The sequence below is a fragment of the Sphingopyxis bauzanensis genome, from assembly GCF_002205675.1.
GTDB lineage: Bacteria > Pseudomonadota > Alphaproteobacteria > Sphingomonadales > Sphingomonadaceae > Sphingopyxis > Sphingopyxis bauzanensis.
Genome location: NZ_NISK01000001.1, coordinates 796,246 through 819,024 on the forward strand (window position 1 = coordinate 796,246; position 22,779 = coordinate 819,024).

General features: G+C 64.0%; 15 protein-coding genes and 1 tRNA gene. 10 read left to right on the forward strand and 6 right to left on the reverse strand.

Features of this window, described 5'->3' with window-relative positions:
- Nucleotides 1-96 precede the first annotated feature (96 nt).
- The 3 genes from CDQ92_RS03975 to CDQ92_RS03985 form a co-directional block, all read right to left on the reverse strand.
- Nucleotides 97-2,190 carry a ParB/RepB/Spo0J family partition protein gene (locus tag CDQ92_RS03975; RefSeq protein ID WP_088440063.1) on the reverse strand — a complete coding sequence of 698 codons (2,094 nt, stop codon included), beginning with the start codon at nt 2,188-2,190 and terminating at the stop codon, nt 97-99.
- A gap of 120 nt (nt 2,191-2,310) precedes the next feature.
- The gene (locus tag CDQ92_RS03980) at nt 2,311-3,504 is read right to left on the reverse strand and encodes a DUF932 domain-containing protein (RefSeq protein WP_088440064.1); all 1,194 of its coding nucleotides are present in this window, start codon (nt 3,502-3,504) and stop codon (nt 2,311-2,313) included.
- Nucleotides 3,505-3,794: 290 nt separating this feature from the next.
- Nucleotides 3,795-3,869: transfer RNA gene (locus CDQ92_RS03985), tRNA-Gly, on the reverse strand.
- Nucleotides 3,870-4,039: 170 nt separating this feature from the next.
- Here CDQ92_RS03985 and CDQ92_RS03990 point away from each other — a divergent pair.
- Together CDQ92_RS03990 and CDQ92_RS03995 are read left to right on the forward strand one after the other, a co-directional pair.
- A complete protein-coding gene (locus tag CDQ92_RS03990; RefSeq protein WP_088440065.1) occupies nt 4,040-4,951 on the forward strand; it encodes a tetratricopeptide repeat protein in 912 nt (303 codons plus the stop codon).
- The gene (locus CDQ92_RS03995) at nt 4,951-5,601 is read left to right on the forward strand and encodes an LON peptidase substrate-binding domain-containing protein (protein ID WP_088440066.1); all 651 of its coding nucleotides are present in this window, start codon (nt 4,951-4,953) and stop codon (nt 5,599-5,601) included. Before CDQ92_RS03990 ends, CDQ92_RS03995 begins: the two co-directional genes overlap by 1 nt.
- A 285-nt stretch (nt 5,602-5,886) precedes the next feature.
- Here the strand turns inward: CDQ92_RS03995 and CDQ92_RS04000 are convergent, their stop codons facing one another.
- Nucleotides 5,887-7,128, reverse strand: coding sequence for an FAD-dependent monooxygenase (locus CDQ92_RS04000; RefSeq protein ID WP_088440067.1), 1,242 nt, complete (start codon nt 7,126-7,128; stop codon nt 5,887-5,889).
- 123 nt (nt 7,129-7,251) lie between these two features.
- On the opposite strand from CDQ92_RS04000, the gene CDQ92_RS04005 reads away from it, so the two are divergent.
- From CDQ92_RS04005 to ribA, 4 genes are all read left to right on the forward strand, one after another.
- On the forward strand, nt 7,252-9,564 hold the full coding sequence (locus tag CDQ92_RS04005; RefSeq protein WP_088440068.1) for an FtsK/SpoIIIE family DNA translocase: 2,313 nt from the start codon (nt 7,252-7,254) through the stop codon (nt 9,562-9,564).
- Nucleotides 9,565-9,674: 110 nt separating this feature from the next.
- Complete coding sequence (locus tag CDQ92_RS04010) at nt 9,675-10,319, forward strand: LolA family protein (protein WP_188682403.1); 645 nt, start codon at nt 9,675-9,677, stop codon at nt 10,317-10,319.
- 363 nt (nt 10,320-10,682) lie between these two features.
- Nucleotides 10,683-11,477, forward strand: coding sequence for an exodeoxyribonuclease III (locus CDQ92_RS04015; protein WP_088440069.1), 795 nt, complete (start codon nt 10,683-10,685; stop codon nt 11,475-11,477).
- Nucleotides 11,474-12,538, forward strand: a complete 1,065-nt coding sequence (ribA, locus tag CDQ92_RS04020) for a GTP cyclohydrolase II (protein WP_088440070.1) — start codon at nt 11,474-11,476, stop codon at nt 12,536-12,538. The genes CDQ92_RS04015 and ribA overlap by 4 nt, the downstream gene beginning before the upstream one ends.
- A gap of 82 nt (nt 12,539-12,620) precedes the next feature.
- Here ribA and CDQ92_RS04025 read toward each other — a convergent pair whose 3' ends face one another.
- Nucleotides 12,621-14,714, reverse strand: a complete 2,094-nt coding sequence (locus CDQ92_RS04025; protein ID WP_088440071.1) for a RelA/SpoT family protein — start codon at nt 14,712-14,714, stop codon at nt 12,621-12,623.
- A gap of 127 nt (nt 14,715-14,841) precedes the next feature.
- On the opposite strand from CDQ92_RS04025, the gene CDQ92_RS04030 reads away from it, so the two are divergent.
- From CDQ92_RS04030 to CDQ92_RS04045, 4 genes are all read left to right on the forward strand, one after another.
- Nucleotides 14,842-15,726, forward strand: a complete 885-nt coding sequence (locus tag CDQ92_RS04030) for a glycosyltransferase family 2 protein (RefSeq protein ID WP_088440072.1) — start codon at nt 14,842-14,844, stop codon at nt 15,724-15,726.
- A gap of 120 nt (nt 15,727-15,846) precedes the next feature.
- A complete protein-coding gene (locus CDQ92_RS04035) occupies nt 15,847-16,368 on the forward strand; it encodes a winged helix-turn-helix transcriptional regulator (RefSeq protein WP_088440073.1) in 522 nt (173 codons plus the stop codon).
- Nucleotides 16,369-16,432: 64 nt separating this feature from the next.
- Nucleotides 16,433-17,557 carry a sensor histidine kinase gene (locus tag CDQ92_RS04040; RefSeq protein WP_088440074.1) on the forward strand — a complete coding sequence of 375 codons (1,125 nt, stop codon included), beginning with the start codon at nt 16,433-16,435 and terminating at the stop codon, nt 17,555-17,557.
- The gene (locus CDQ92_RS04045; RefSeq protein ID WP_088440075.1) at nt 17,554-18,360 is read left to right on the forward strand and encodes a LytR/AlgR family response regulator transcription factor; all 807 of its coding nucleotides are present in this window, start codon (nt 17,554-17,556) and stop codon (nt 18,358-18,360) included. The genes CDQ92_RS04040 and CDQ92_RS04045 overlap by 4 nt, the downstream gene beginning before the upstream one ends.
- 90 nt (nt 18,361-18,450) lie before the next feature.
- Here the strand turns inward: CDQ92_RS04045 and CDQ92_RS04050 are convergent, their stop codons facing one another.
- Nucleotides 18,451-22,776: a hypothetical protein gene (locus CDQ92_RS04050; protein ID WP_373289660.1), complete on the reverse strand. Its 4,326-nt coding sequence runs from the start codon at nt 22,774-22,776 to the stop codon at nt 18,451-18,453.
- Between the last annotated feature and the right edge of the window lie 3 nt (nt 22,777-22,779).

The following is a 22,779-nucleotide window of genomic DNA, read 5'->3' on the forward strand; positions in this document are numbered from 1 at the left end:
ATGTTCGTCGCGAGACCTGAAGTTTCAAGGCCGGGGCAGAAAAAAGGGAAGTCCGGCGCGAGGCCGAACTTCCCGGAAGGTGGTCACGGAAGGTTCCTATTCGGCAGCCACGGCGTCGATCGCATCGCCGTCTTGATCTTCGTCATGGTTCGCCTCGTCGTCATTCGCCGGCTCCGGATCCTCAACCGCAACAGGCTCGGGCGTGCGGAGCGGCTTGGCAAGCCAGCCCTTGCCCTGCACGAGCTCCTCGGCAGCGCTCGCCATCTCCGGCTTCTTCATGCCGCCGAGACGGACCGCAACGTCCGTACCGCAGGCTTCTTCGACCGCCGCGAGGATTTGCGGTTTGGTCACGCGGCCGAAATAATTGGCCACGGTCGCCGTCCAGCCGGCCGCCACCATGTCGAGGTTCGCCGCTCGTGCGAGGATATGCGAATGCTCGATGCGGTTCGCGACTGCACGCGCGGAGACCCGGCCTTCATTATAACGGGTCGCCGGCTCCCAAACCGCATCGATGCCGAACGACACGCAATGGGCGAAGATCGCGGCTTGCTCGTCGGCATCGAACGTCGCCAGCGCCGCCCATAGGTCGCCGGAGTCATCGGGTAGCCGAGCCGACCAGCATTCATGACGGGCCTGGATCGACTTCGCCGACACGGTATCGTTGAGACCGGTCCCACAGCCGATTAGCCGGTTGGCGCGCATTGCGATGCCCAGACAGCTCCCCGACGTCGCGTAGGTGTAAAAGGCCTCGAGAACCAGCGTGTGCAAGATGGCGGCGAAAGCGACCATAGGGCTCGAGGCCACAGCATCGCGAAGAGCTAGCGTGCGGTGGGCCGTCAGATCCGTAACGAGGCTGTCCGGCAGCGGACGAAGGAGGTCGTCGGGATCCTCCTCATCGGGGCTTTCCTCGGCCGAAACAACATTGTCGTTCGCCGCGATCTCGCCGATCCGATCCCCGCCGCTAGCGCTCATGTCCGTCTCAGCGTCGGCATCCTCCGCCACCTCGACAGGCTCATCCTCGGGCCGAACGAAACCGCGTTCGACGTGAAGCGACCCGTCCACATCGATGCTGACGAATGCGCCAGCAATGGCAACCTCGGCGGCATCGTAGGTGAGCGGCCTCGACACAAGCGGCGCGATCTCTTCGTCGATCGCCTGGATACGGGCCGCGACTTCATCGGGGATGTCGTCCTCGCCAGCCCATTGGTCTTCCAGCCGGTCGGCTTCTTCTCGAAGCGCTTCGAGCCGCGCCTCGTCTTCCTCGCTGGAAGCAGACTCCTCGCCATCGAGTGGACGGAGGCCGAAGGTGTGCCCGTAAGGGAAGTCGACGGCGGCCTCGACCCACTTCCATCCCTCCGCGGCGATCGCGGCGACCTCGGTCTCGAGTTTCTCGGTTTGCAGCCGATCGAGCAACGCGACATCTTCGAGCCAGCCGCCGTCATCGCTTTCGAAAAGATCGCGAAGCACAGGCCCTCCCGCCGCGAGATAAGCTTCGAGCGTCACGAACCGCACCCGCTTGTCCGATGCGCGCACCTTGTCCTCGGTGAGCCGGGCGCGAATGAACCAGGGCTGCTGGTTGTGGCTCGTCTGGAGCATGTCCCAGACCTGTTCCTGCCTCGCATGATCGCTCGCGACCGAGAAGGCCATCAACTGATCAAGGGTCATGCCGTCTTCGGCGTAGATATCGTGCAGCTTCGGCGACACATCCGCGAGCTTGAGCCGCTGCTTCACGACCGCCGACGTGACCATGAAGGTCGCTGCCAGGGTTTCGATGTCGCTGCCCTGTTCGACGAGCTTCTGCATGGCGCGAAACTGGTCTAGCGGGTGTAGCGGCTCGCGATGGACATTCTCGGCCAGCGAATCTTCCTCAGCTGACACGGCGTCATCGTCGCGCACGATGCAGGGCACCGGCTCCGTCTTGGCCATGCGACGCTGCTTCACGAGCTGTTGCAGCGCCCGAAAGCGGCGCCCGCCGGCAGGGACTTCGAAGCGCCCCGTCTCGTTGCCTTCTTCGTCGCGCTGCGCCCGAACCGTCAGGCTCTGGAGCAGGCCGCGCCGTTCGATGTCGGCCGCAAGGCCGTCGATCGACACACCCGCCTTGACGCGCCGCACATTGGCCTGGCTCAGCATGAGGGCACTGAACGGGATGTCCCGCGCGCCACTGAGCGTGATCTTCGCATGTTTTGTCATGACTCGTCTCCATGACGGGCCGCCGCGAGACTCTCTCCCGGCTTTCAACCCGCCATGGCTCCGGCGCAGCCCTCTTCCTCTGAGGAAGCGGGCCACGCCGGACGAAAAGGCGACTGCAGATTAGCGCACAAGAGCGAGTAGTTTTGCCCCCTTTCCTTCAAGTTCCAGCCGCGCGTCCTGGTGCGGCCGATCGCGCGCCACGGCATTGATGCCTTGCACGAAGTCGAAGATTGAAGTTGGCGGATGCCCTTCTTCCTGGAGGACAGTGGCGATGATCTTGTCGGTCTCGCTTTTCGAGAATCCGCGCTTGCGCAGGAAGTTCTGCCGTTCGTCGCCGTCGCGCGCGACGATGGCGGCTCGCGCGGCCTTGATGCCATTCAGGAAGGAACCCGCCGAAGACGCAGCGAACCGCTCAAGCGCTGGCGCAGCCTCCTGCGCGAATCGTCCAGCGGCGAACTTGCTGTGGCGGATGCTGATTTCCTCGAAGCCTTCCGCGCCCCAGATATTCCGGTTCATGCAAACAGCTCGGAGGTAGAAGGTCGCCATGCCGAGCGTTTTCGATCCGACTTCGCTGTTCCAGCAATAGAAGCCGCGAAAGAAGAGATCGGGATCCCCGTCGGGCAGTCGACCCGCCTCGATCGGGTTCATATCGTCGACGAGAAAGAGAAACACATCGCGGTCGCTCGCATAAAGCGTCGTCGTGTCCTTTGTGACCTCCACCAATGGATTGTGCCGCATCGTCGACCAGTCGAGCATGCCCGGCACTTTCCAGCGCGTGTCGCCCGTTCCATTGCCCGCGATCTTCATAACCGCCGACACCAGCTCATGGTCCCAGATGCGCCCATAATCCGGGCCGGTGACGGCACGCAGTTCGGTGCGGCCGTCGCCAGTCTCCAGGGTTTTCACCAACTCGCCGCGATGCGCGAGCAGCCCGTGCTGCATGTTGATCCCCGCCAGGGCCGCAGGCAGCTGGCGCAAATAGCCCGTAGGTGCGCCCACAAGGCTGCAGAGCTGGCCGAAGGACCAATGGGTCGGCGCCACAGGCGCGTCGCGGTCAGGAAGCAGGAGGGTGAGCCGCTCCGGATTGTCGGTGGCGGCCTCGACGCGGATCGCGCGCGTCTCGACTGTCCGGGCCGTTGCGGCCTCGGCACGCGCGCGGACCGCGTCAAAAAGCTCGTTCAAGGAAAGGTAGCGCTCGTCCTCGGGGCGCGAGAACCATTCGGATGAAACGCGGCCAATGCGCTGACCGCGCGAGATATCGACCTTGTAGCCCGGCGCGTGATCGGCGGTCGCCGCTTGGATAGGGTGGGTCATGGCAAATCTCCGCGACGAGCGCCCGGAGCCTCTCTCCAAGCCCTTGCCCGTCACGGGTTTCCCCGTTCCCCTCTCACTCTATGGGCCAGCGGGCGGAGCGCGCCGGGCCCTCGGACTGGCGCGGCGCATGCCGCGCGCGAGACAGACTGGCCACGCGAAAGCTGCCGCGCCTATCCGTATCTGCGATATTTTTTGGAGACATTGTGGAGACAATGCGGTGGGTCATTGCCCGTGTCACCACAAAACGCGCTGACCGCGCGGCACTAAGTGGCTGATTTTCTAAGGAAAACTGGAGCGGGCGAAGGGATTCGAACCCTCGACCCCAACCTTGGCAAGGTTGTGCTCTACCCCTGAGCTACGCCCGCTCTGGCGGCTGAAACCGGTCGGTTCCAGCGGGTGAGGCGGGCGCTTAGCATCGGGTTTTTGAGTCGGCAAGCCCCTTCATGCTTTTCGCATCTTATCGCGGGCGAAGGGTTGGCATATTCGCCGCAGTTCCCACATAGATGGTCCGGTATTTTGAACAGGAGCATGACGCGTGGCCACTTTGGGTCTGAACCCCACCGAGAAGGAAGCCGTCGAAGCCTTCCGCCGCGATGTCGTCGAACCGTCGATGACCAATCTGGTGATCCTTGATTTCTGGGCCGAATGGTGTGGGCCGTGCAAGCAGCTGACCCCGATTTTGGAAAAGGTCGCCGCCGATTATGCCGACAAGGGCGTGCTGCTCGCCAAAATCGATGTCGATGCGAATCGCTTCATCGCCAGCCAGTTCCAGGTCCAGTCGATCCCGACCGTCTATGCGATTTTTCAGGGGCAGCCGGTCGCCAATCTTACCAACGCGCGCACGGAAAGCCAGTTGAAGACAATGATCGACCAGCTGCTCGCGCAGCTGCCGATTGAAAGCGAGGCGAAGGCGCGCGCGGTCGAAATCGCGCCGCTGATCGAAATGGGTGAAACCGTGCTGGCCGAAGGCGACGGGACACGCGCAGCCGGCATTTTTGGGCAGATCATTGAGATGGCGCCCGACAACGCCGCGGCGCATGGAGGGTTGATCCGCGCCTTTGTGCTCGCGGGTGACCTGTCGAGCGCGCAGGGCGTGCTCGACATGGTGCCCGCCGAACTCGCCGACGATCCCGCGATCGCGCAGGCGAAAAGCGCGCTGGCGCTCGCCGCCGATGCCCCCGACGCTGGTGAACTGGCCGCGTTCGAAGCCGTGGTGGCAGCGAACCCCGACGACCATCAGGCGCGCTTTGACCTCGCCAGCGCACAGATCGGCGCGGGCCAGCGCGACGCCGCCGCCGACAATCTGCTCCACATCGTCGGCGCCGACCGCGAATGGCAGGAGGATGCCGCGCGCGCCAAATTGCTGGCGCTGTTCGAAGCCGTCGGGTTGGAAGATCCGTGGGTTGCAGCGCAGCGCCGCCGCCTGTCACTGATCCTGTTCGGCTGATGGGCGAAACCGCGCCCCTGACCATCCAGCGGATCGCGATTTTTCCGCTGCCCGGCGCGGTGCTGTTTCCCGGGCTGCACTTGCCGCTGCATATTTTCGAGCCCCGCTATTCGGCGATGGTGCAGGAAGTGCTGGCGCGCGACCGTCAGATCGGGATGATCCAGCCGCGCCAGTTGCCCGGCGAAGAAAGCCGCGAGCCGCCCGCGCTTTATGATGTCGGCTGCGTCGGACGCATCGTCGATGTCGAGGCGCTTGACGAAGGGCGCTTCAACCTCGTGCTCGAAGGCGTCGCGCGCTTTCGCGTCCGCCGCGAGCTCGATGTCGTCACCCCGTTTCGCCAGGTCGAGGCTGAGATCGAAACCGAGATCGAGGACGACGCGGTGCTTTCGAGCATCGAACGCGCCAGCCTGGAGCGCGAGGCCAAGCGCTTTGCGGCGCGGCAGGGCTATGTCGTCGACTGGGATTCTGTCGGTCAGCTCGACGATGCGACGCTGGTCAACGGCATCGCGCAGGTCGCGCCCTTCGATGCCGCAGCGAAGCAGGCACTGCTGGAGGCGACCCCGATCGACGCGCGCGCCGAGCTGGTCGTCCAGCTGATGCAATTTTTCGGCCGCTATGACAGCGACGACGGGCGCGCGACGCTGCAATAGGCGGGTGCTCAGTTCAATTTGCGAGGCGCCATATGGCGCATGTTGTCGGTCAGCGCGCGGCGCACGATATGATGGTCCAGTCCCATCGTGCCGCGGCGTTGGTGCCGCGGTGCCGGGGATAGGCAAATATGGTGAGCGGCGGGCTGATGGGATGTAAGTAGAAATAGGTACAATCCCGTTCGGATCTAGCGAAATCAGATGCCCCCTCGACGATGCCCTTCGACAATGCGCAAGACCGCGAGGTGTCTCGACGTCGCTCGACACGAACGGGCTAAGAGGTTGCGTTTAGACCTCCGCCCCGGCGAGCAGCCTTGGCAAATCGCCCGCCTCGCCGCGCGCCTCGTCCATGAAGAAGCGCTTGAGCATCGGCAGGCGCTCCACCGCTCCCAAGCCGGTGCGGCGCACCGCGGCGGCGGTCCGGCCGGGGATGCCGAACAGGCGGGTCAGACCGTCGGTGGCGAGGCTGACCATCATATTGTCGAGCCCGCGCCAACGCTGATAGCGCGCGAGCAAGGCAGCATCGCCGAGGTCGAGCCCGAGACGTGCGCCCTCGACGAGCACTTCGGTCAGCGCCGCGACGTCGCGCAGGCCGAGGTTGAGTCCCTGCCCGGCGATCGGATGGATGCCATGTGCGGCGTCGCCGACCAGCGCGATGCGCTCGGCGACGATTGACGCGCTGTGGTGGAAGCCGAGCGGATAGGTCATGCGCGGCGCGACGAGCTGCATCGCGCCAAGCACCCCGCCCGCGCGCTTCTGCAATTCGGCGACAAAGCCGCGGTCACCGAGCTTGGCGAAACCGGGACCGTCATTTTCGGCGACCGTCCACACGAACGCCGAGCGATGCCGTCCCTCGGAGTCATCGACCAGCGGCAGCAGCGCGAAGGGGCCGGTGGGGTAGAAGATTTCGTGCGCGACATTGTCGTGCGTCCGTTCATGCGACACCGCGCCGATCAGGGCATGGTGGTGGTACGACCAGTTGGCAATGCTGAATCCTGCGGCGTCGCGCGTCGGCGAACGGCGGCCTTCCGCGACGATCAGCAGCGGGGCGACGAGCTTTGTCCCGTCAGCGAGGGTCAGCGTGACGCCATGGCCATCGATATCGCGCGACACGACCGCGGCGGGCATATGCAACCGGACCAGCGGCGCATCGGCAAGCCCCGCGGCAAGCGCAAGGCGGAGCTGGCGGTTCTCGATCATCGTACCGAGCGGCGGGTCGCCGTCAGCGGTGACGAAATCGAGATTACCGCCGCGGCCGCTGTCGGGGGCGCCGTCGGCGACCTGAATGGCGCGGATCGGGCAGCCATGACCCTTGAGCCGCACGGCGATCCCCAGCACTTCGAACATCTGCCAAGTCGCGCTGGCGATCGCCGAAGCGCGGCCATCGAAGCCCGGCGCGATCGTTGTGACCGGGTCGGCGGGATCGACGATCTGGACCGACAGTCCATGGTGCGACAGGGCCAGGGCGAGCGCCTGACCGACGAGGCCGCCCCCCGAGATCAGGACATCGCTGCGCAGCGTTTCACTCATGAACCTGCCCTAGCGCGCGGCGGGGCGCTTGGAAAGGCTGTGGACACGCGCTGCCGCGCGCTTGACGGCGAGTCCGGCGCATGTGCATATCGCCGTGGTTAACTGATAGGGACGGTAAACAGCATGGCCAGCCGCAAGGGCGCACCGGCAAAGGCCGATTGGCGCACCGTTTTCCGCCAGAGCATCGCGCGATCGCTGGTGATCAGCGCCGCGGCGGCGCTCGCGCTGTTCACGCTGTTCCTGACCCTTGCGCTCGTCACCTATGACAGCACCGATGCCGCGCTCAACACCGCCGCGCACGGCGCCGCCGCCAATTGGATGGGCAGCGCGGGCGCGTGGTTCGCCGATCTCGGCCTAGCAATCGGCGGCGTCGGGATTGCCTTGCTGCTGCCGCTGCTCGGCTTGCTCGCATGGCGGCTGTGGCTAGGCGCGCCGCAACCCTATTGGCGGCGCCAGCTCGCCTACAGCTTCATCGGCATTCTGCTCGTCGGGCTGGGCGCCGAGCTGTGGGCGCCCGCGACGAGCGCACCGATGCCCGCGGGCTGGGGTGGCATTATCGCGCTGCTGATCGGCGGCGCGATCACGCCGCTGTTTGCGACGGCGGGCGAACCCGCGGCGGCGCTGATTCGCATTGCCACCATCCTGCTGCTCGTCACCATCGGCCTGTGGCTCGCGTGGCGCGCGCTGCGGCTGGAAAAGGGATGGGAGTCGCGCTTCCGCCTGCCCGCCGCCGATCGCAGCCGCATCGCCGAGCCGGCGCGCGTCGCCGACGACGGTGGCAGGGCGCCGAACCTGATGGAGCGCGTCGTGCGCCCACGCGCGATCGCCGAACCCAGCGACCGCGCGCCGCCAGAGATCGCGGACCCCGCTCAGCGCACCGCGCCGTCGAAGCCCCGGCCCAAGCCGCAGACCGAGCTGTTCACCAATTATCAGCTGCCGTCGATCGACCTGCTCGCGCCGCCGCCGCCGGGACCGACCGGCCAGATCGACAAGGCCGGGCTGGAGCGCAACGCGCGCCTGCTCGAATCAGTGCTAGAGGATTTTCAGGTCAAGGGCGTCGTCACTGCGGTCCGCCCCGGCCCCGTCGTCACCATGTACGAACTCGAACCCGCTCCGGGGACGAAGGCGAGCCGCGTGTCGAACCTCGCCGATGACATCGCGCGCAACATGTCGGCGCTTTCGGCACGCATCGCGCCGATTCCGGGCCGCACCGTGATCGGCATCGAACTGCCCAACGCCAACCGTGAGTCGGTGGTGCTGCACGAAATCATCGGCAGTGCCTTGTTCCAGGACCAGACCGGGGCGCTGCCGATCATCCTCGGCAAGAATATCAGCGGCGACCCGATGATCGCCGATCTCGCGCCGATGCCGCACCTGCTGATCGCGGGCACCACCGGCTCGGGTAAGTCGGTCGGGCTCAACGCGATGATCCTGTCGCTGCTCTACCGCCTTGGCCCCGACCAAGTGAAGATGATCATGATCGATCCCAAGATGCTGGAACTCAGCGTCTATGACGACATCCCGCACCTGCTCGCCCCGGTGGTGACCGAACCCAAAAAGGCGATCCGTGCCTTGAAATGGGCGGTTGAGCAGATGGAAGACCGCTACCGGATGATGTCGTCGCTGTCGGTGCGCAACCTCGCGAGCTACAACGACAAGGTCCGCGGCGCGCTCGCCAAGGGCAAGTCGCTCGGCCGCCGCGTCCAGACCGGCTACGACCCTGACACCGGACAGCCGGTCTATGAGGAAGAGGCGCTCGACTATGCGCCGCTGCCGCAGATCGTCATCGTCGTCGACGAGCTCGCCGACCTGATGATGACCGCCGGCAAAGAGGTCGAATTTCTGATCCAGCGGCTCGCGCAAAAGGCGCGCGCGGCGGGCATCCACCTGATCCTCGCGACACAGCGCCCGTCGGTCGACGTCATCACCGGCGTGATCAAGGCGAACCTGCCGACGCGCATCAGCTTTAACGTTACGTCGAAGATCGACAGCCGCACCATTTTGGGCGAGGCGGGTGCCGAACAGCTGCTTGGCAAGGGCGATATGCTCTATGTCCCCGGCGGCAAGCAGATCACGCGTATTCATGGTCCGTTCGTGTCCGACGACGAAGTGCGCGCGGTCGCCGATCATTGGCGCGGGCAGGGCCGCCCCGACTATGTCGAGAGCGTCACCGAGGATCCCGAGGATGGCGGCTTTGCGATGGAGGGCGCTCCCGCGGGCGGCGACAGCGCCGAGGACCGCATGTATGCAAAAGCCTGCCAGATCGTCGTCGAAAGCCAGAAGGCGTCGACCAGCTGGCTGCAACGCCAGCTGCGCATCGGGTACAACAGCGCCGCGCGGCTGATCGAGCGGATGGAGGAGGAAGGGCTGGTCAGTCCGCCCAACCATGTCGGCCGCCGCGATGTGCTGACCGATCAATATGGCCAGCAGCGGTGAGGAACCTTCGCCCGTCTCGCGGTTTGAACCGCGTCTGACGAGCAGGTTCACGGCGGGTTCAATGCCAGCCTGCGATGAGCCGAGCGAACATAGAACAGAATGAGAGTCCCATGACCCTGAAGAATCCCCTCACCCGCCTTGCCGCCTGGATGCTGACGCCATTGACCGTCGCCGGGCTCGCGATCGGCGTTCCTGCGATCGCGCAGTCGTCGACCACCCTCGCGGCGGTGCAGTCGCATCTCAAATCGACCGGGTCGATGACCGCCGATTTCGTCCAGACCGACCGCAACGGCCAGCGCCTGTCGGGCAAGCTGACGCTCAAACGCCCCGGCAAGATTCGGTTTCAATATCAGAAGGACGTCCCGTTGCTGATCGTCGGCGACGGGAGTTCACTGACGATGATCGATTACGAGGTGCGGCAGGTGCAGCGCTGGCCGGTGAAGAATTCACCGCTCGGCGCGCTGCTCGACCCCGATCGCGACCTGACCAAATATGCCAAGGTCATCCCCACCGGCAGCAACGATGTGCTGAGTGTCGAAGTCAAGGATACCAAACGCCCCGAATATGGCACGATCACGATGGTGTTCGTGCGCGATAGTGGCGCACCCGCCGGACTGCGTCTGCGCGGATGGGTCGCGCTCGATTCGCAGAACAACCGGACGCGGATCGACCTCAGTAACCAGAAATTCAACGTCGCGGTCGCCGATTCGGCGTTCCGCTGGACCGATCCTCGCCCGAACAAGCGTGGTCGCTGACCGAAGCTGAACGAAAAATTCGGGCCGGGGCGTTTTCTTGCAAAATTCCCCGGCCTTTTTCCGCCGAACCGTCGCCCAGCATCGACGAACTGCAAAATCGGCGCTGTGCCGCCGTTTTTCGTTCAGCTTGGCGACAGGGACGCGGGGCTAATTCAACTCTCGAAGACGCCAACACGGCCCCGGATTTGGGTTTCCCCCTGTTGCCCCACCCGGATTGCCCGGTGTCTTCATTCAAGAGCGTGACGAACGCTGACCTTGAACCCCCGTTCCACCGCCCCTGGGACGGGGGTTTATGATTCTCGGCGCTGGCACACCCCAAGCATCCTCGTTGCGCCGCGCGCGCGGCGCCGATAGAGCCACCGCATGACTCGCACCAGCATCGCTTCGTGGAATATCAACAGCGTCCGCGCCCGCATCGGCATCGTCGAAAAATTCCTGCGCGAAGAAGCACCGGACGTCCTGTGCTTGCAGGAAACCAAAGTCGAATGCGGCACCTTTCCGCAGGATATGTTCCGGGCGCGGGGCTATACCCACATCGTCACCCACGGCCAGCGGATGCACCATGGCGTCGCGATCGTCAGCAAGGTGCCGCTGACCGAAGTGCGCAAATATGACTGGCAGGCGAATGGCGAGGCGCGCCACGTCGGGGTGACTTTGCCGTCGGGGGTCCGGCTCGACAATGTCTATATCCCGGCGGGCGGCGACATTCCCGATCGCACCCTCAACCCCAAATTCGGGCAGAAGCTCGATTTCTTTGGCCGTATGACCGAATGGTCGGGGGCGCTGAATGGCACCCCCACCGTGCTGACCGGTGATTTCAACGTTGCCCCGCTCGAAAGCGATGTGTGGAACCATAAGGCGCTGCTCGATGTCGTCAGCCACACGCCGGTCGAGGTCGAAACGCTCGCGCGGTTGCAGGCGGCATCGAATTGGGTCGATCTTGGCCGCCATTTCATCGCGGCGCCGACCCCGCTGTTCACTTGGTGGAGTTACCGCGCGAAGGATTGGGAAGCGTCGAACCGCGGCCGCCGCCTCGACCATATGTGGGTGACGCCCGACCTGCTCGACAAAGCGGTGTCGCACCGCATCGTCCAGCCGGCGCGCAGCTGGGAACGCCCGTCGGATCATATCCCGCTGGTGACGGAATTTGCTTTTTGAGCGACGCCGACCATAGGGGCGCCCGCCGGGCCGCGCGCGCGATCGACGCGCTGCGACGGGGCTGGCCCTTTCGCGTCGAAGGGGCGGAGGGCGCGCTCGACCTGCTCGCGGTCGAAAGCGCGCGCGACGACGCGCTCGTGGAATTTGCCAGCCACGATGTCCTGCTGTCGGGCGAGCGCGCGGTAACGCTGAAGCTGACCAATCAGCGTGTCGCGGCGGCACCTGGTCCGGTGCGCCTGACTTCAGCCGCCAGCACCGTCACCGCGGCGCTGGCGATCGCCGACCCGGCGCTCGATCTCGCCCACCCGCTCAAAGGTCCGTTTCGTACCATCGCCACCGGCGGTGACACCGCCGCGGCCGCCGCGATGACGATGGCTCGCCATGCGGGCCTGCTTCCGGCTTTTTTTGTCCGCGACGCTGTCGGTGAAGCCGAGACAGGATGCACCGCCGACGATGTCGCCACGCTGCTCGACCCGGCGCGCCTGCAGATCGCCGCGCGCGCGCGCCTGCCCGTTGCGGCCAGCGAAACCGCCGAAATCATCGCTTTCCGTTCGCCCGAGGAAGCTTCGGATCATGTCGCGCTGGTCATCGGCCAACGCGACGGCAATCCGCCCGTCGTCCGCCTCCACAGCGAGTGCCTGACCGGCGACGTGCTCGACAGCCTGAAATGCGATTGCGGGCCGCAACTCCACGCCGCGCTCCACGCGATGGCCGACGCACCATGGGGGGTGCTGCTGTACCTGCGGCAGGAAGGGCGCGGCATCGGGTTGGTCAACAAGCTGCGCGCTTATGCGCTGCAGGATCAGGGCTACGACACGGTCGACGCCAATTTGCGGCTCGGCTTTCCGGTCGAGGCGCGCGATTTCGCAATTGCCGGGCGCATGCTGGAATTGCTGAACATCCCGCAGATCCGGTTGATGACCAACAACCCCGAAAAAGTCGCGCGACTGGAGAAAGAGGGCGTCGAAGTGGTCGAGCGCCTGCCGTTGGCGCTGCCGGCCAATCCGCACAACGAGCAATATCTGGCGACGAAGCGAGATCGGACCGGGCATCAGCTTTAGGTCCATCACCCCCGCCTTCGCGTGAGCGAGGATCATCCCGCGGAGCGGGGCTCGTCCGTTTCCCACCATCCCAAATCGGACATTATAACCGCTCCGCCTGCACCACCGTGTCCGACGCGCGCAGCGCTGACAGGATCCGCATAACATGGTGGACGTCGCGCACTTCGACGACGACGTCATAGGTGTGAAAACCGCCCTCGCGGTTCGACAGCCGCAAATTGGTGATGTTCGCTGAATTGGCGGCCAAAATGCCCGACATTTCGGCCAGCGTGCCGGGTTCGTTGAGGATGACGATGCACAGCCGCGCGTTGCCGCCCTCGCTGTCCTCCTGCCAGCGCAGGTCGATCCAGTCGGCATCCACCCCGTCGGCCAGGCTGGGGCAGTCGATGACATGCACCTCGATCCCCTCGCCCGGGCGCGCCAGGCCGACGATACGGTCGCCGGGGACGGGGTGGCAGCAATCGGCGAGCTGGTACGCGACGCCCGGAGTCAGTCCGGCGATCGACACCGCGGCGCCCTGTCCAAACTTGCCGGGCTTGGCTTTCATTTCGGCGGTAATGCCGGGAACCAGCGCTTCGAGCACCATATTGTCGGTCAGCCGCTGCTTGGCGATCGCGACATAGAGCGCGCTGTCATCGTCAAGCTTGAGCCGCTTCAGTGCCGCGCTGCGCGCCTTGTCGCCGACCTTGTTCGGCAGGCGCAGCGCAATTTCGTCGTACATCTTGCGGCCCAGCGCGGCGAGCTCGACCTTTTCCTTCGACCGCACATGGCGGCGAATCGCGGCGCGAGCCTTGCCGGTGACGGCGAAACCTAGCCAAGTCGGCTGCGGCGTCTGTTTGTCGGATGAGAGAATTTCGACAGTGTCGCCATTGGCGAGCTGCGTCCGGAGCGGAACCAGCCGACCATTGACCTTGGCGCCCACGGTGCGGTCACCCAGCCCGGTGTGGACGGCGTAGGCAAAGTCGACTGGGGTCGCACCTTTGGGCAGCTGGTGCAGGCTGCCCTTTGGGGTGAAGGCAAAGATGCGATCCTGGTACATCGCGATGCGCGTGTTTTCGAGGAACTCCTCGGCATCGTGCGTCTGTTCGAGAATCTCGATCAGGTCGCGGATCCAGCCCGCCTGACCGTCAGGGGCGGCGCCGCCCTGCTTGTACGCCCAGTGGGCGGCGAAGCCGAATTCGGACTGTTGGTGCATACCCAGGCTGCGGATCTGGATCTCGATCCGCATATTCTGCTGGTGCATGATCGTCGTGTGCAGCGACTTGTAGCCATTGCGCTTGGGGGTCGAGATATAATCCTTGAAGCGGCCGGGGACCATTTTCCATTTGCGGTGGATCAGCCCGAGCGCGGCATAGCAATCGGCGTCGGTCGGGGTGACGATGCGAAATGCGATGATGTCGGTGACCTGTTCGAAACTGACATGGCGTTCCTGCATCTTGCGCCAGATCGAATAAGGATGTTTTTCGCGCCCCGAGATCTCGGCCTCGATTCCCGCGGCGGCGAGCAGTTCTTTGAAGTCGCGGCTGATCCCGGCGACCTTGTCCTTGCCCCCGGCGGTCAGCTTCGCGAGACGGCCGGTGATTGTCGCATAGGCTTCGGGCTCAAGCTCGCTGAACGCCAGCAACTGCATCTCGCGCATATATTCGTACATGCCGATCCGCTCGGCGAGCGGGGCATAGATATCCATCGTCTCCTTGGCGATGCGCCGCCGCTTTTCCGGGTTCTGGATAAAATGCAGCGTGCGCATATTGTGCAGCCGGTCGGCGAGCTTGACCAGCAGCACCCGAATATCGTCCGACATCGCGAGGAGGAATTTGCGCAGATTTTCAGCAGCACGCTCATTCTCGGTCTGCGCTTCGATCTTGCTGAGCTTGGTCACCCCGTCGACCAGCCGCGCGACATCGGCGCCGAACAAGCGTTCGATCTCGTCGGGGGTAGCCAGCGTGTCCTCCAGCGTGTCGTGGAGCAGCGCAGTAACGATTGTCTCGCAATCGAGGTGGAGGTCGGTCAAAATCCCCGCGACTTCGACCGGGTGGCTGAAATAGGGATCGCCCGAGGCGCGTTTCTGGCTGCCATGCTTCTGGACGGTGAACACATAGGCGCGATTAAGCAGCGCCTCGTCGACGTCGGGATCATAAGCGCGTACGCGCTCGACAAGTTCATATTGACGCAGCATTGCGACCAATGTCGTTCATGTCGGCCCAATTGCAATGCGAAATCTGATTGCGCGCGTCGCCTGTGCGTTAGCAACTTTGGTAAAGGCGATTGGAAGCTTCGGTCGTCGCGGTTAGGACAAGTGCCTGATGGGGACCGATACGCTCGATTCGACCACGTCGCCACGGGTGTCGATGGTGATGCCCGTGCACAATGGGGCGCGCTGGCTCGCCGAAGCGATAGACTCGGTGCTTGCGCAGGATTTTGCCGATTTCGAGCTCATTCTGGTCGATGACGCCTCGCGCGACGAATCGCCCGCGATCATGGCCGCCGCTGCCGCGCACGATCAACGCGTCCGGCTGTTGCAGCTCGATACCAATGTCGGCCTGCCTGCAGCGCTCAATGCGGGCTTTGCGTTGGCGCGCGGCGCGTTTCACAGCTGGACCTCGGACGACAATTTGCTGCGGCCACAAATGCTCGGCCGCCTCGTCGAGACGCTCGACGCGCATCCGGAAGCCGACATCGCACACGCCGCCTTCACCCTGATCGACGAACATGGCGCGGAACTGGGACAGTCAAAAGCTGGTCCGGTCGAGCGGCTTCTGCTCGGTAATAATATCGGCGCCTGCTTCCTGTATCGCGCTCGTGTGACCCAAGCGTTGGGCGGGTATGACGTCGATCTGTTCGGCGTCGAAGACTATGATTTCTGGCTGCGCGCGGCCCGGCAATTCGGCTTTGTCACTCTCGATGAAGATCTTTATCTCTATCGCAAGCATGGCGGCAGCCTGACCAACCAGCGCGGTGACGCGATTCAGGCGCTCACGGCGCAGATCGTCGAGCGCGCCCTTCCCGACACGCTGCCGCCGCGCCGACGTAGCGAAATATTGCTTGGGCTGGTGCTGCGCAGCCACTGGCGCTGGCGCGGTGATCTCGTGCTCCGCGCTTTCCAGGCTGATCCCTGGCATGTCGCCAGCCGCTTGCTGACACTCACGCGCTGGTGGGTTATCGTGGCGCGTAACCGGATCACGTCCTGACGCAATCTAGCGCGCGCGCCGGTCGCGTTTGCCGTAGCGGCAATCTATCCCGTTGCGAAACGCAACGCAGGCCCTATATTTTTTTGGTGCGGCGGCTGATTTTGCGTTAGGGCTTGGGTTATGGGAAAATTACGCGAAGTCTTGAACGACATGGACGGGGGCAATTGCGCCCTGCCGCTGGCGCTGGAAGCGATGGGTGAACGCTGGTCGTTCATGATCCTGCGCGCGGCCTTTAACGGCGTCCATCATTTCGAGGAATTTCAGCAGGAACTGAACATCGCGCGCAACATATTGTCGAACCGGCTGTCACGGCTGGTCGACCACGGCATCATGGCGCGCGAAGTGATGACCGAAGACCGCCGCAAGGTGCGTTACCAGCTGACCCAAAAGGGCATCGAACTGTTGCCCGCGATGATCGCGCTGCGCCAATGGGGCGAAAAATGGGGCGCCGGCGTGCCGTCTACCCCGGTGCTGGTCGATGCGCGCGACGAACAGCCGATCGGGCCGGTGACGCTGACCGCGCACGATGGCCGCGTGATCAACTACAAGGAATTGTTGTGGAAGCATCGCGCCGAACTTCAGCCGCTCGGTCAGGCGCGGGTCCGCGCCGAGGGTGGACTGGCGCCGGTGGCCGCCGAATGACCGGCCGCGCCGGTATGCATCTTCGCGCGCGGAGCCGCTGACCATCTCCACCCTACGGACCCCCATGCCGCTGTTTCGCCTGTCTTCGCCGGGGCCTTTTTTCGACAATAAGGTCCGCGCCTTCTGGAATCTTCAGATATTGGGCTGGGCCGCGTGGCTCGGCCTGCGTGGGGTGTCGGGGCTCGCCAATGGACAACCTCTCACCTTCTTGGTCCCGCAGACGATTTCGGCGATCACCGGCTTCTCGCTCTCGCTCATCCTTGCGGTGTGCTACCGCGCATTGATCAGCCGCCGACCGCTGCTGATGTGGGGGGTCAGTTTTGGCCTGTCGGGCATCGCTACCGCACTATGGGCGTTTATCGATGCCTGGGTTGCGCAGATCCAGAATCCGAACAGCGAAGCGGGGTTTACCAGCCTGCTGCTTGGCGCGGTCTATATCGACGCGACCTCGCTCGCGGCATGGTCGGCGCTCTATTTCGCGATCAACTATTTCCTCCAGCTTGAGGAACAGAATGACCGCGTTATCCGGCTCGAAGCGCAGGCAGCCTCGGCGCAGCTCGCGATGCTGCGTTATCAGCTCAACCCGCATTTTCTGTTCAACACGCTGAACAGTATTTCGACGCTGGTGCTGCTCAAACAGACCGAGCCCGCCAATGCCATGCTGTCGAGGCTGTCAGCTTTCCTGCGCTACACGCTCGCCAATGAACCCACCGCGCAGGTCACGCTGGCGCAGGAGATCGAGACGCTGAAACTCTATCTCGACATCGAAAAAATGCGTTTCGAAGAGCGGCTGCGCCCCCATTTCGCTATCGACCCGGTGGTTGCACGCGCCCGATTGCCCTCGCTGCTGCTGCAACCTTTGGTCGAAAACGCGATCAAATATGCGGTCACGCCGCAGGAAGACGGCGCCGATATAACGATTTCGGCACAGCTGGCCGGTCAAAATGTTCGGATTACCGTGTCCGACACCGGGGCGGGATTGTCAGCCGACCGCGCGGACCCCACCACGGGCCTTGCAACGGAATCGACCGGCGTGGGTTTAGCCAATATCAGGGACCGTCTGGCGCAGGCTTTCGGCGACCAGCACCGGTTCGATGCCCAACGCGGCGCTGATGGCGGGTTCACGGTGATTATCGAGTTTCCGTTTCAGCCCGATGGGCAAATGACGATTGGAACCGAACGAACATGACGATCAGAACCATCCTGGTGGATGATGAGAAACTGGCTACCCAGGGCCTGCAACTGCGGCTGGAACCGCATACCGATGTCGAAATCGTCGACACCGCGCAAAATGGTCGCGAGGCGATCCGCAAGATCAAGACCCACAAGCCCGATCTGGTGTTCCTCGACATCCAGATGCCGGGCTTCGACGGATTTTCGGTGATTCAGGGACTGATGGAGGTCGAACCGCCGCTGGTCGTGTTTGTCACCGCTTACTCGGATCATGCGATCCGGGCCTTCGAAGCGCAGGCGGTCGATTATCTGGTCAAGCCGGTCGAGCCCGAGCGGCTCGCCGACGCGCTCGATCGGGTGCGCCAGCGCCTCACCGAGAAGCGCGGCGTGGCCGAGGTCGAACGGTTGAAAACGGTTCTCGCCGAGGTCGCTCCCGATGCAGTCGATGATTATGACGCCGAAACGCAGCCGGATGCGCATGCCGCCGACCGCTATGAAAAGATGATCAACATCAAGGATCGCGGCCAGATCTTCCGCGTCGATGTCGACAGCATCGAACGCATCGATGCCGCGGGCGATTATATGTGCATCTACACTGCCGACAACAGCCTGATCCTGCGCGAGACGATGAAGGATCTGGAAAAACGGCTCGACCCGCGCAACTTCCAGCGTGTCCACCGTTCGACGATCGTCAACCTGTCACAGGTCAAGCAGGTCAAGCCGCACACCAACGGAGAATGTTTTCTGGTGCTCGGATCGGGCGCACAGGTGAAGGTGAGCCGTAGCTATCGCGACGTGGTGGCAAGGTTCGTTCACTAGGACGCTCGCCCTAAGCGACCGCTAACATTTGCAAGTGGTCCCGCCAAGGCGGGGGCCACGGCTGGTTTTGGTCGTTACCCGCCTTCGCCATCAGTTCGCGTAAACCAGCGGCGGGCGCCACGCGTCCTGATCGACCTCGTCGCGGACCTTGTACACCAGCCCCTTGCTGTTGAGGAACAGCTTCTCCATTTCAGGCCGGGTGAACGGTCGCGATCCGAGACGCCCGAACACCGCCATCTGGCCGCCGGTTTCGTCGACCCCGCGGTCGCGGTCTAGCCCCTTCGACAGCGCGAGCGCGGGCGATGGGGTTTTGGCCCAGGCGATCAGTTCGGGGGTCGGTTTGGGCGAGAAGCCGTAGAGGCCGGGGTTGTCGGGGCTGGTCAGCTGGATCACCTTGATGCCGCCGCGCCCGTCGGCGACATAACCGAATAGCGACGCGTTGGTCGAGGCGACGATAACGTCCTCGGCGTCGGTCATTGCACCGCCAAAGGTCAGCCCCGGCCAGACGATCGGCGCCGCGGGGCGGGTTACATCGACGATGACGAGGCCGTCGGCCTTCGCCGCGACATACATATAGGTGCGTGCCAGGTAGATTTTGCGCGCATTGGCGAGGCGGACGGTCCCCTCCGGCACCGCGACCGGCACCGCCAGATTGGTGACGTCGAACAGCTTCACCCCCTCGGCGTCGGTGACCCACAGGTAGCGGAACTGCACCGCACTGGCGCGCGCGTCAGTCAGCGGCAGTTGCGCGGTCACCTTGGGTGCAAGCGGCGTTGAGAGGTCGAGCACGACCAGTCCGGCGTCGGTGGTGATATAGGCCATGCTTCCCGCCAGCGTGACATGCCGCGCCCCCGCCAGTACATTGCCCTCGTTCCACGTCAGCGCGCGCGTCAGTTTGTTGTTGCGCAATTCGCCGTCGGCCATCGTGTCAATGTCGACGAGCACCAGTCCCTCGACGCTGTCGGTGATGACGGCGTAGCGGTAGATGTCGTGCATCACCTGTTCGTGGTTCTCGGGGAAATTCTTGACGATATTCTCGTTGCGGCTGACGCTGATCGGCTGCGTCGTTGCGATTGCCATGCAGGTCGCATTCTTCGTCTTCACATGCGTGTCATGGCCGAGCGCCGAGAACGGCGCGCGGATGATGCGTTCGGAGAAACCCTTGTTGCCGATCGACGCGACGTCATAGATACGAAAGCCGCCGCGTCCTTCGGCAACGAACATATATTCGCCGCGCTGTTGGAGGCAATTGACCCGGCCGCTGGTGTCCTGGACGATATTCTCAAACTCTTCGAGCGCCTGCGTTTCGCCCGATCCCTTTTTGTCGAAGGTCTTGCCGCGCACCCATTTCTTGAGCTCGCGGCCGTTCTGGTCGACGTGCAGCTTCCAGTAGTCGGGATAGCTATATTTGTGGAGGTAGCTGCCGATCACCGCCTGCGGCTCGTCCCATTCGGTGACGCGGGTGGCCTGGAAACCATCTTCCATTCCCGACCAGACGTTGAGGCCGACGAAGTTTACGAAGTTGGTGCCGAGTAACATCAGCTGCGACATGATCGCATTATTGTCGTCACTCGCCGACACGTGGCAGTCGCTGCACTGCTTGGTTTCGGAACGGCGCACGGTGTGCGGGAAATGTGGCGCGAAGGCCTGGCTTGAATAACCCGCCGACGAGATCGGCGGCTGCTGCACATAGATACGCTCGCGGTTGATGTTGGTCGACGACAAGATCAGCGCCGAGGTCGATCGGACGGGCGTGATGATGCCGCGGACCTCGCCGTTCGGACCGGGTTCGCCGGGCTTGGTCAGCTGGTGCCGGCCAAGCTGGAACATCTCATCGCGCGCCACTTGCGGGTTGTAGGTCGCGAAGTTGCGTGTCTCCTCGCCCTCGAAATGGTGCATCTTGGTTTTCCAGTTTGCCTCGATCGGCAAATGGCAACCGCCGCAGCTCGTCGTCCACGACAGGTGGCAGGTAAAGCAGGTCAGCTTGTCGTCGCCATGCGCGCGGTCTTCCTTCGCGACCCCCGGCCCCCACTCAAACTTGCCGTCGTCGCTGCCCGCGCGCGCCATCAGCTTGGCGCGCGCCGCCTTGGCGTTGAAATGCGGCCCCGGCGTCACCGCCTGCTTGACCAGGCTGACCTGCCATTCGAGCTTGGGATCGACGATCGAGCGCTGGATCAGCCCGATCACCTCGGCATCGTCATTATACTGGAATTCGAAGCGGCGCCGTCCGTCGGGGTTACGCAGCAGCGCGAGATTGTTGCCCTGCGGCCGCGCCGCGACGTTCGACGTGAGCAAGTTGGGGAAGGCGTCGGCAGTGCCGTGGCAATCCTTGCAGCTGATCTCGACCGCATTGGCCACTTCGCCCTGGATATAGCCATTGCCATGGCTGTCCTGCGCGAAGTGGCAATCGGCGCATTGCATCCCCTTTTCGGCGTGGATGTCCATCATATGGACCGACTTGCCGGGGTTGATACCGGGCGGCACGAACTTGCCTTCGACCCCCGGTTTGCCGGGATCGGCGCTCGACAGGCACAGGTCGCGCTCCTTGGGATCGGTGTAATAGCTGCAGCTTTTGCGCCATTTTTCGGGATCCCGGGGGTCGATGATGTTCGCGGTATCGGTGCCGTAGGTCGACATATTGCCGTCGGCGCTGAGCAGATTGCCATTGCGGTCGCGCTTGAAGATGCCGCGGAAGTTCCAGCCATGGCCGTGATAATCGGCGAACTGTGTATCCTTGTTGCTGTCGTTGACGTCATAGACGTCGCGCAGAAACTCGACGTCGGCCCATAGTCCGCGCGTCGCCGCGGCCTCGGGGTTGCGTTCGAGCACCGCATGCGCCTCGGCCGCGGTCGGATAGCGCTGCTGCTTGTACTTTTTCTGATAGTCCTCGTCGCTCATCCCCGGCGGGCGCGGCGCGCTATTGTCGGGGCCGGGCCACATCTGAGGCGCGTCGGATTCATAATCCCACATCGTGTAGCCGAGATACGAGTTCAGGAAGATGTTCGGCTGGTGCATGTGGCACGTCATGCACTGCGAGGTCGGGATCGCGCGGGTGAAGGCGTGGCTGATCGGATGCCCCGATTCGCGGCGCGGGCGTGGTTCGCGTTGCGGCGCGCCGGGCGCTGCGGCGGCTGGGTCGATCAACCCGCCATGTCCGGTTTCGCCAACAAAGCCGTCGTCGGGGGCCATATGCGATGCCTCGGAATGGCCGCCACCCGCAAGCTTCTTGTCGCCGTCATGGCCGCCGCCAGTCCAAAGCTTCTCGCGGATCGTCGGATCGACGGTGTCGGTTTCGCCGTCGCGGCCATATTTAGCATAGGTCAGGCTATGCCGCGGCTCGCGGTCGTTGGCATAGACGACGTGGCAGCCCGAGCAGCCCGAATGGCGGTAATCGCCGGGCTGGTCGTTCGTCCCCATGAACCACATCAAGGGATCGTTGAGACGCGTCTTGTGGATGTTGAGCACCGGGATCGCGACGCGCAGTCCCGTGCCGGGGCCGCGGTTCGACTGTTTGAGGTCGGGGCGCCCGGGCTCCTCGAGCCGCTGGATGCTGCCGGACGGGTTGGGCAGGCCGATTTCGGGGAATTGCGTCGCGATGTTGCGCCCACCGCGTTCGAAGACGCGGAACACGTCGCCCGGCGGGATCACGCTCCAGCGCGGCAGCGGATACATTTTGGCCAGTGCGCCGCGCTTTTTCTCGTCGTCGGTCAAGATCTTGTCGAACCCGAAGCTGGGCTTGCACGCCTCCTTATATTCCTCGGCGGTCAGCCGCGAAGAGGGCGAAAGGATGCAGGCGGCCTCGCCAGTGCGCGTGTAAGCCTCTCCAAACACGTAATTCTTATACGGCACGATGCCATTGTTATACGCCGCGCCGCCCCACAGCATCGCCGAGGTCGACATCAGCGAGCGTTCGGTGGCCTCGATCACTTCGAGGTGGCACGCGCCGCACGCCTCGCGCGCGACGCGGTAGTCGCTGGGGTTCACGAAGCGAATGAATTCGGGCGATTCCTTGTTGAGCAGGGTGTAGCTGCGCTGCGGGTTCGCCGAGCTGTCGTGCCAGGCGCCGGGCAAGGTCGGCTGCGGATGCGCGAGCGCCATCACCGCCTTGTTGGTGGCGTGCGTGTACCCGAGCGAGGGGGTGCCGACCTGGCTCGCGTCGCCGCCGTGGCAATCGGTGCAGCCCAAACGCACGGCAGGGGTCGCGTGCATCGACGGCTGGTCGGTGCGCGTGTGGCAGCTGTAGCAGCCCTCCGACTTTGCGCTGACATCGGCCTCGCTTTGTTCGCGCGGCGCGGGCGGCGTGAAGCGATAGGTGATCTTGAGCGGCTTCTCTTCCTCGGCGGCGCGAACCACGCTGGCGCCAAAGGCGGCGCACATCGTGACGAAGGCCAACAGGGCAAAGAGTTTGCGCATCATCAT

Bases quoted from the DNA above. Each gene is read 5' to 3' on its own strand.
- CDQ92_RS03975 (WP_088440063.1), bottom strand. From the start codon at position 2,190: ATGACAAAACATGCGAAGATCACGCTCAGTGGCGCGCGGGACATCCCG.
- CDQ92_RS03980 (WP_088440064.1), bottom strand. From the start codon at position 3,504: ATGACCCACCCTATCCAAGCGGCGACCGCCGATCACGCGCCGGGCTAC.
- CDQ92_RS03995 (WP_088440066.1), top strand. From the start codon at position 4,951: ATGGGCGAAACCGCGCCCCTGACCATCCAGCGGATCGCGATTTTTCCG.
- CDQ92_RS04000 (WP_088440067.1), bottom strand. From the start codon at position 7,128: ATGAGTGAAACGCTGCGCAGCGATGTCCTGATCTCGGGGGGCGGCCTC.
- CDQ92_RS04005 (WP_088440068.1), top strand. From the start codon at position 7,252: ATGGCCAGCCGCAAGGGCGCACCGGCAAAGGCCGATTGGCGCACCGTT.
- CDQ92_RS04010 (WP_188682403.1), top strand. From the start codon at position 9,675: ATGACCCTGAAGAATCCCCTCACCCGCCTTGCCGCCTGGATGCTGACG.
- CDQ92_RS04015 (WP_088440069.1), top strand. From the start codon at position 10,683: ATGACTCGCACCAGCATCGCTTCGTGGAATATCAACAGCGTCCGCGCC.
- CDQ92_RS04025 (WP_088440071.1), bottom strand. From the start codon at position 14,714: ATGCTGCGTCAATATGAACTTGTCGAGCGCGTACGCGCTTATGATCCC.
- CDQ92_RS04030 (WP_088440072.1), top strand. From the start codon at position 14,842: ATGGGGACCGATACGCTCGATTCGACCACGTCGCCACGGGTGTCGATG.
- CDQ92_RS04035 (WP_088440073.1), top strand. From the start codon at position 15,847: ATGGGAAAATTACGCGAAGTCTTGAACGACATGGACGGGGGCAATTGC.
- CDQ92_RS04040 (WP_088440074.1), top strand. From the start codon at position 16,433: ATGCCGCTGTTTCGCCTGTCTTCGCCGGGGCCTTTTTTCGACAATAAG.
- CDQ92_RS04045 (WP_088440075.1), top strand. From the start codon at position 17,554: ATGACGATCAGAACCATCCTGGTGGATGATGAGAAACTGGCTACCCAG.
- CDQ92_RS04050 (WP_373289660.1), bottom strand. From the start codon at position 22,776: ATGATGCGCAAACTCTTTGCCCTGTTGGCCTTCGTCACGATGTGCGCC.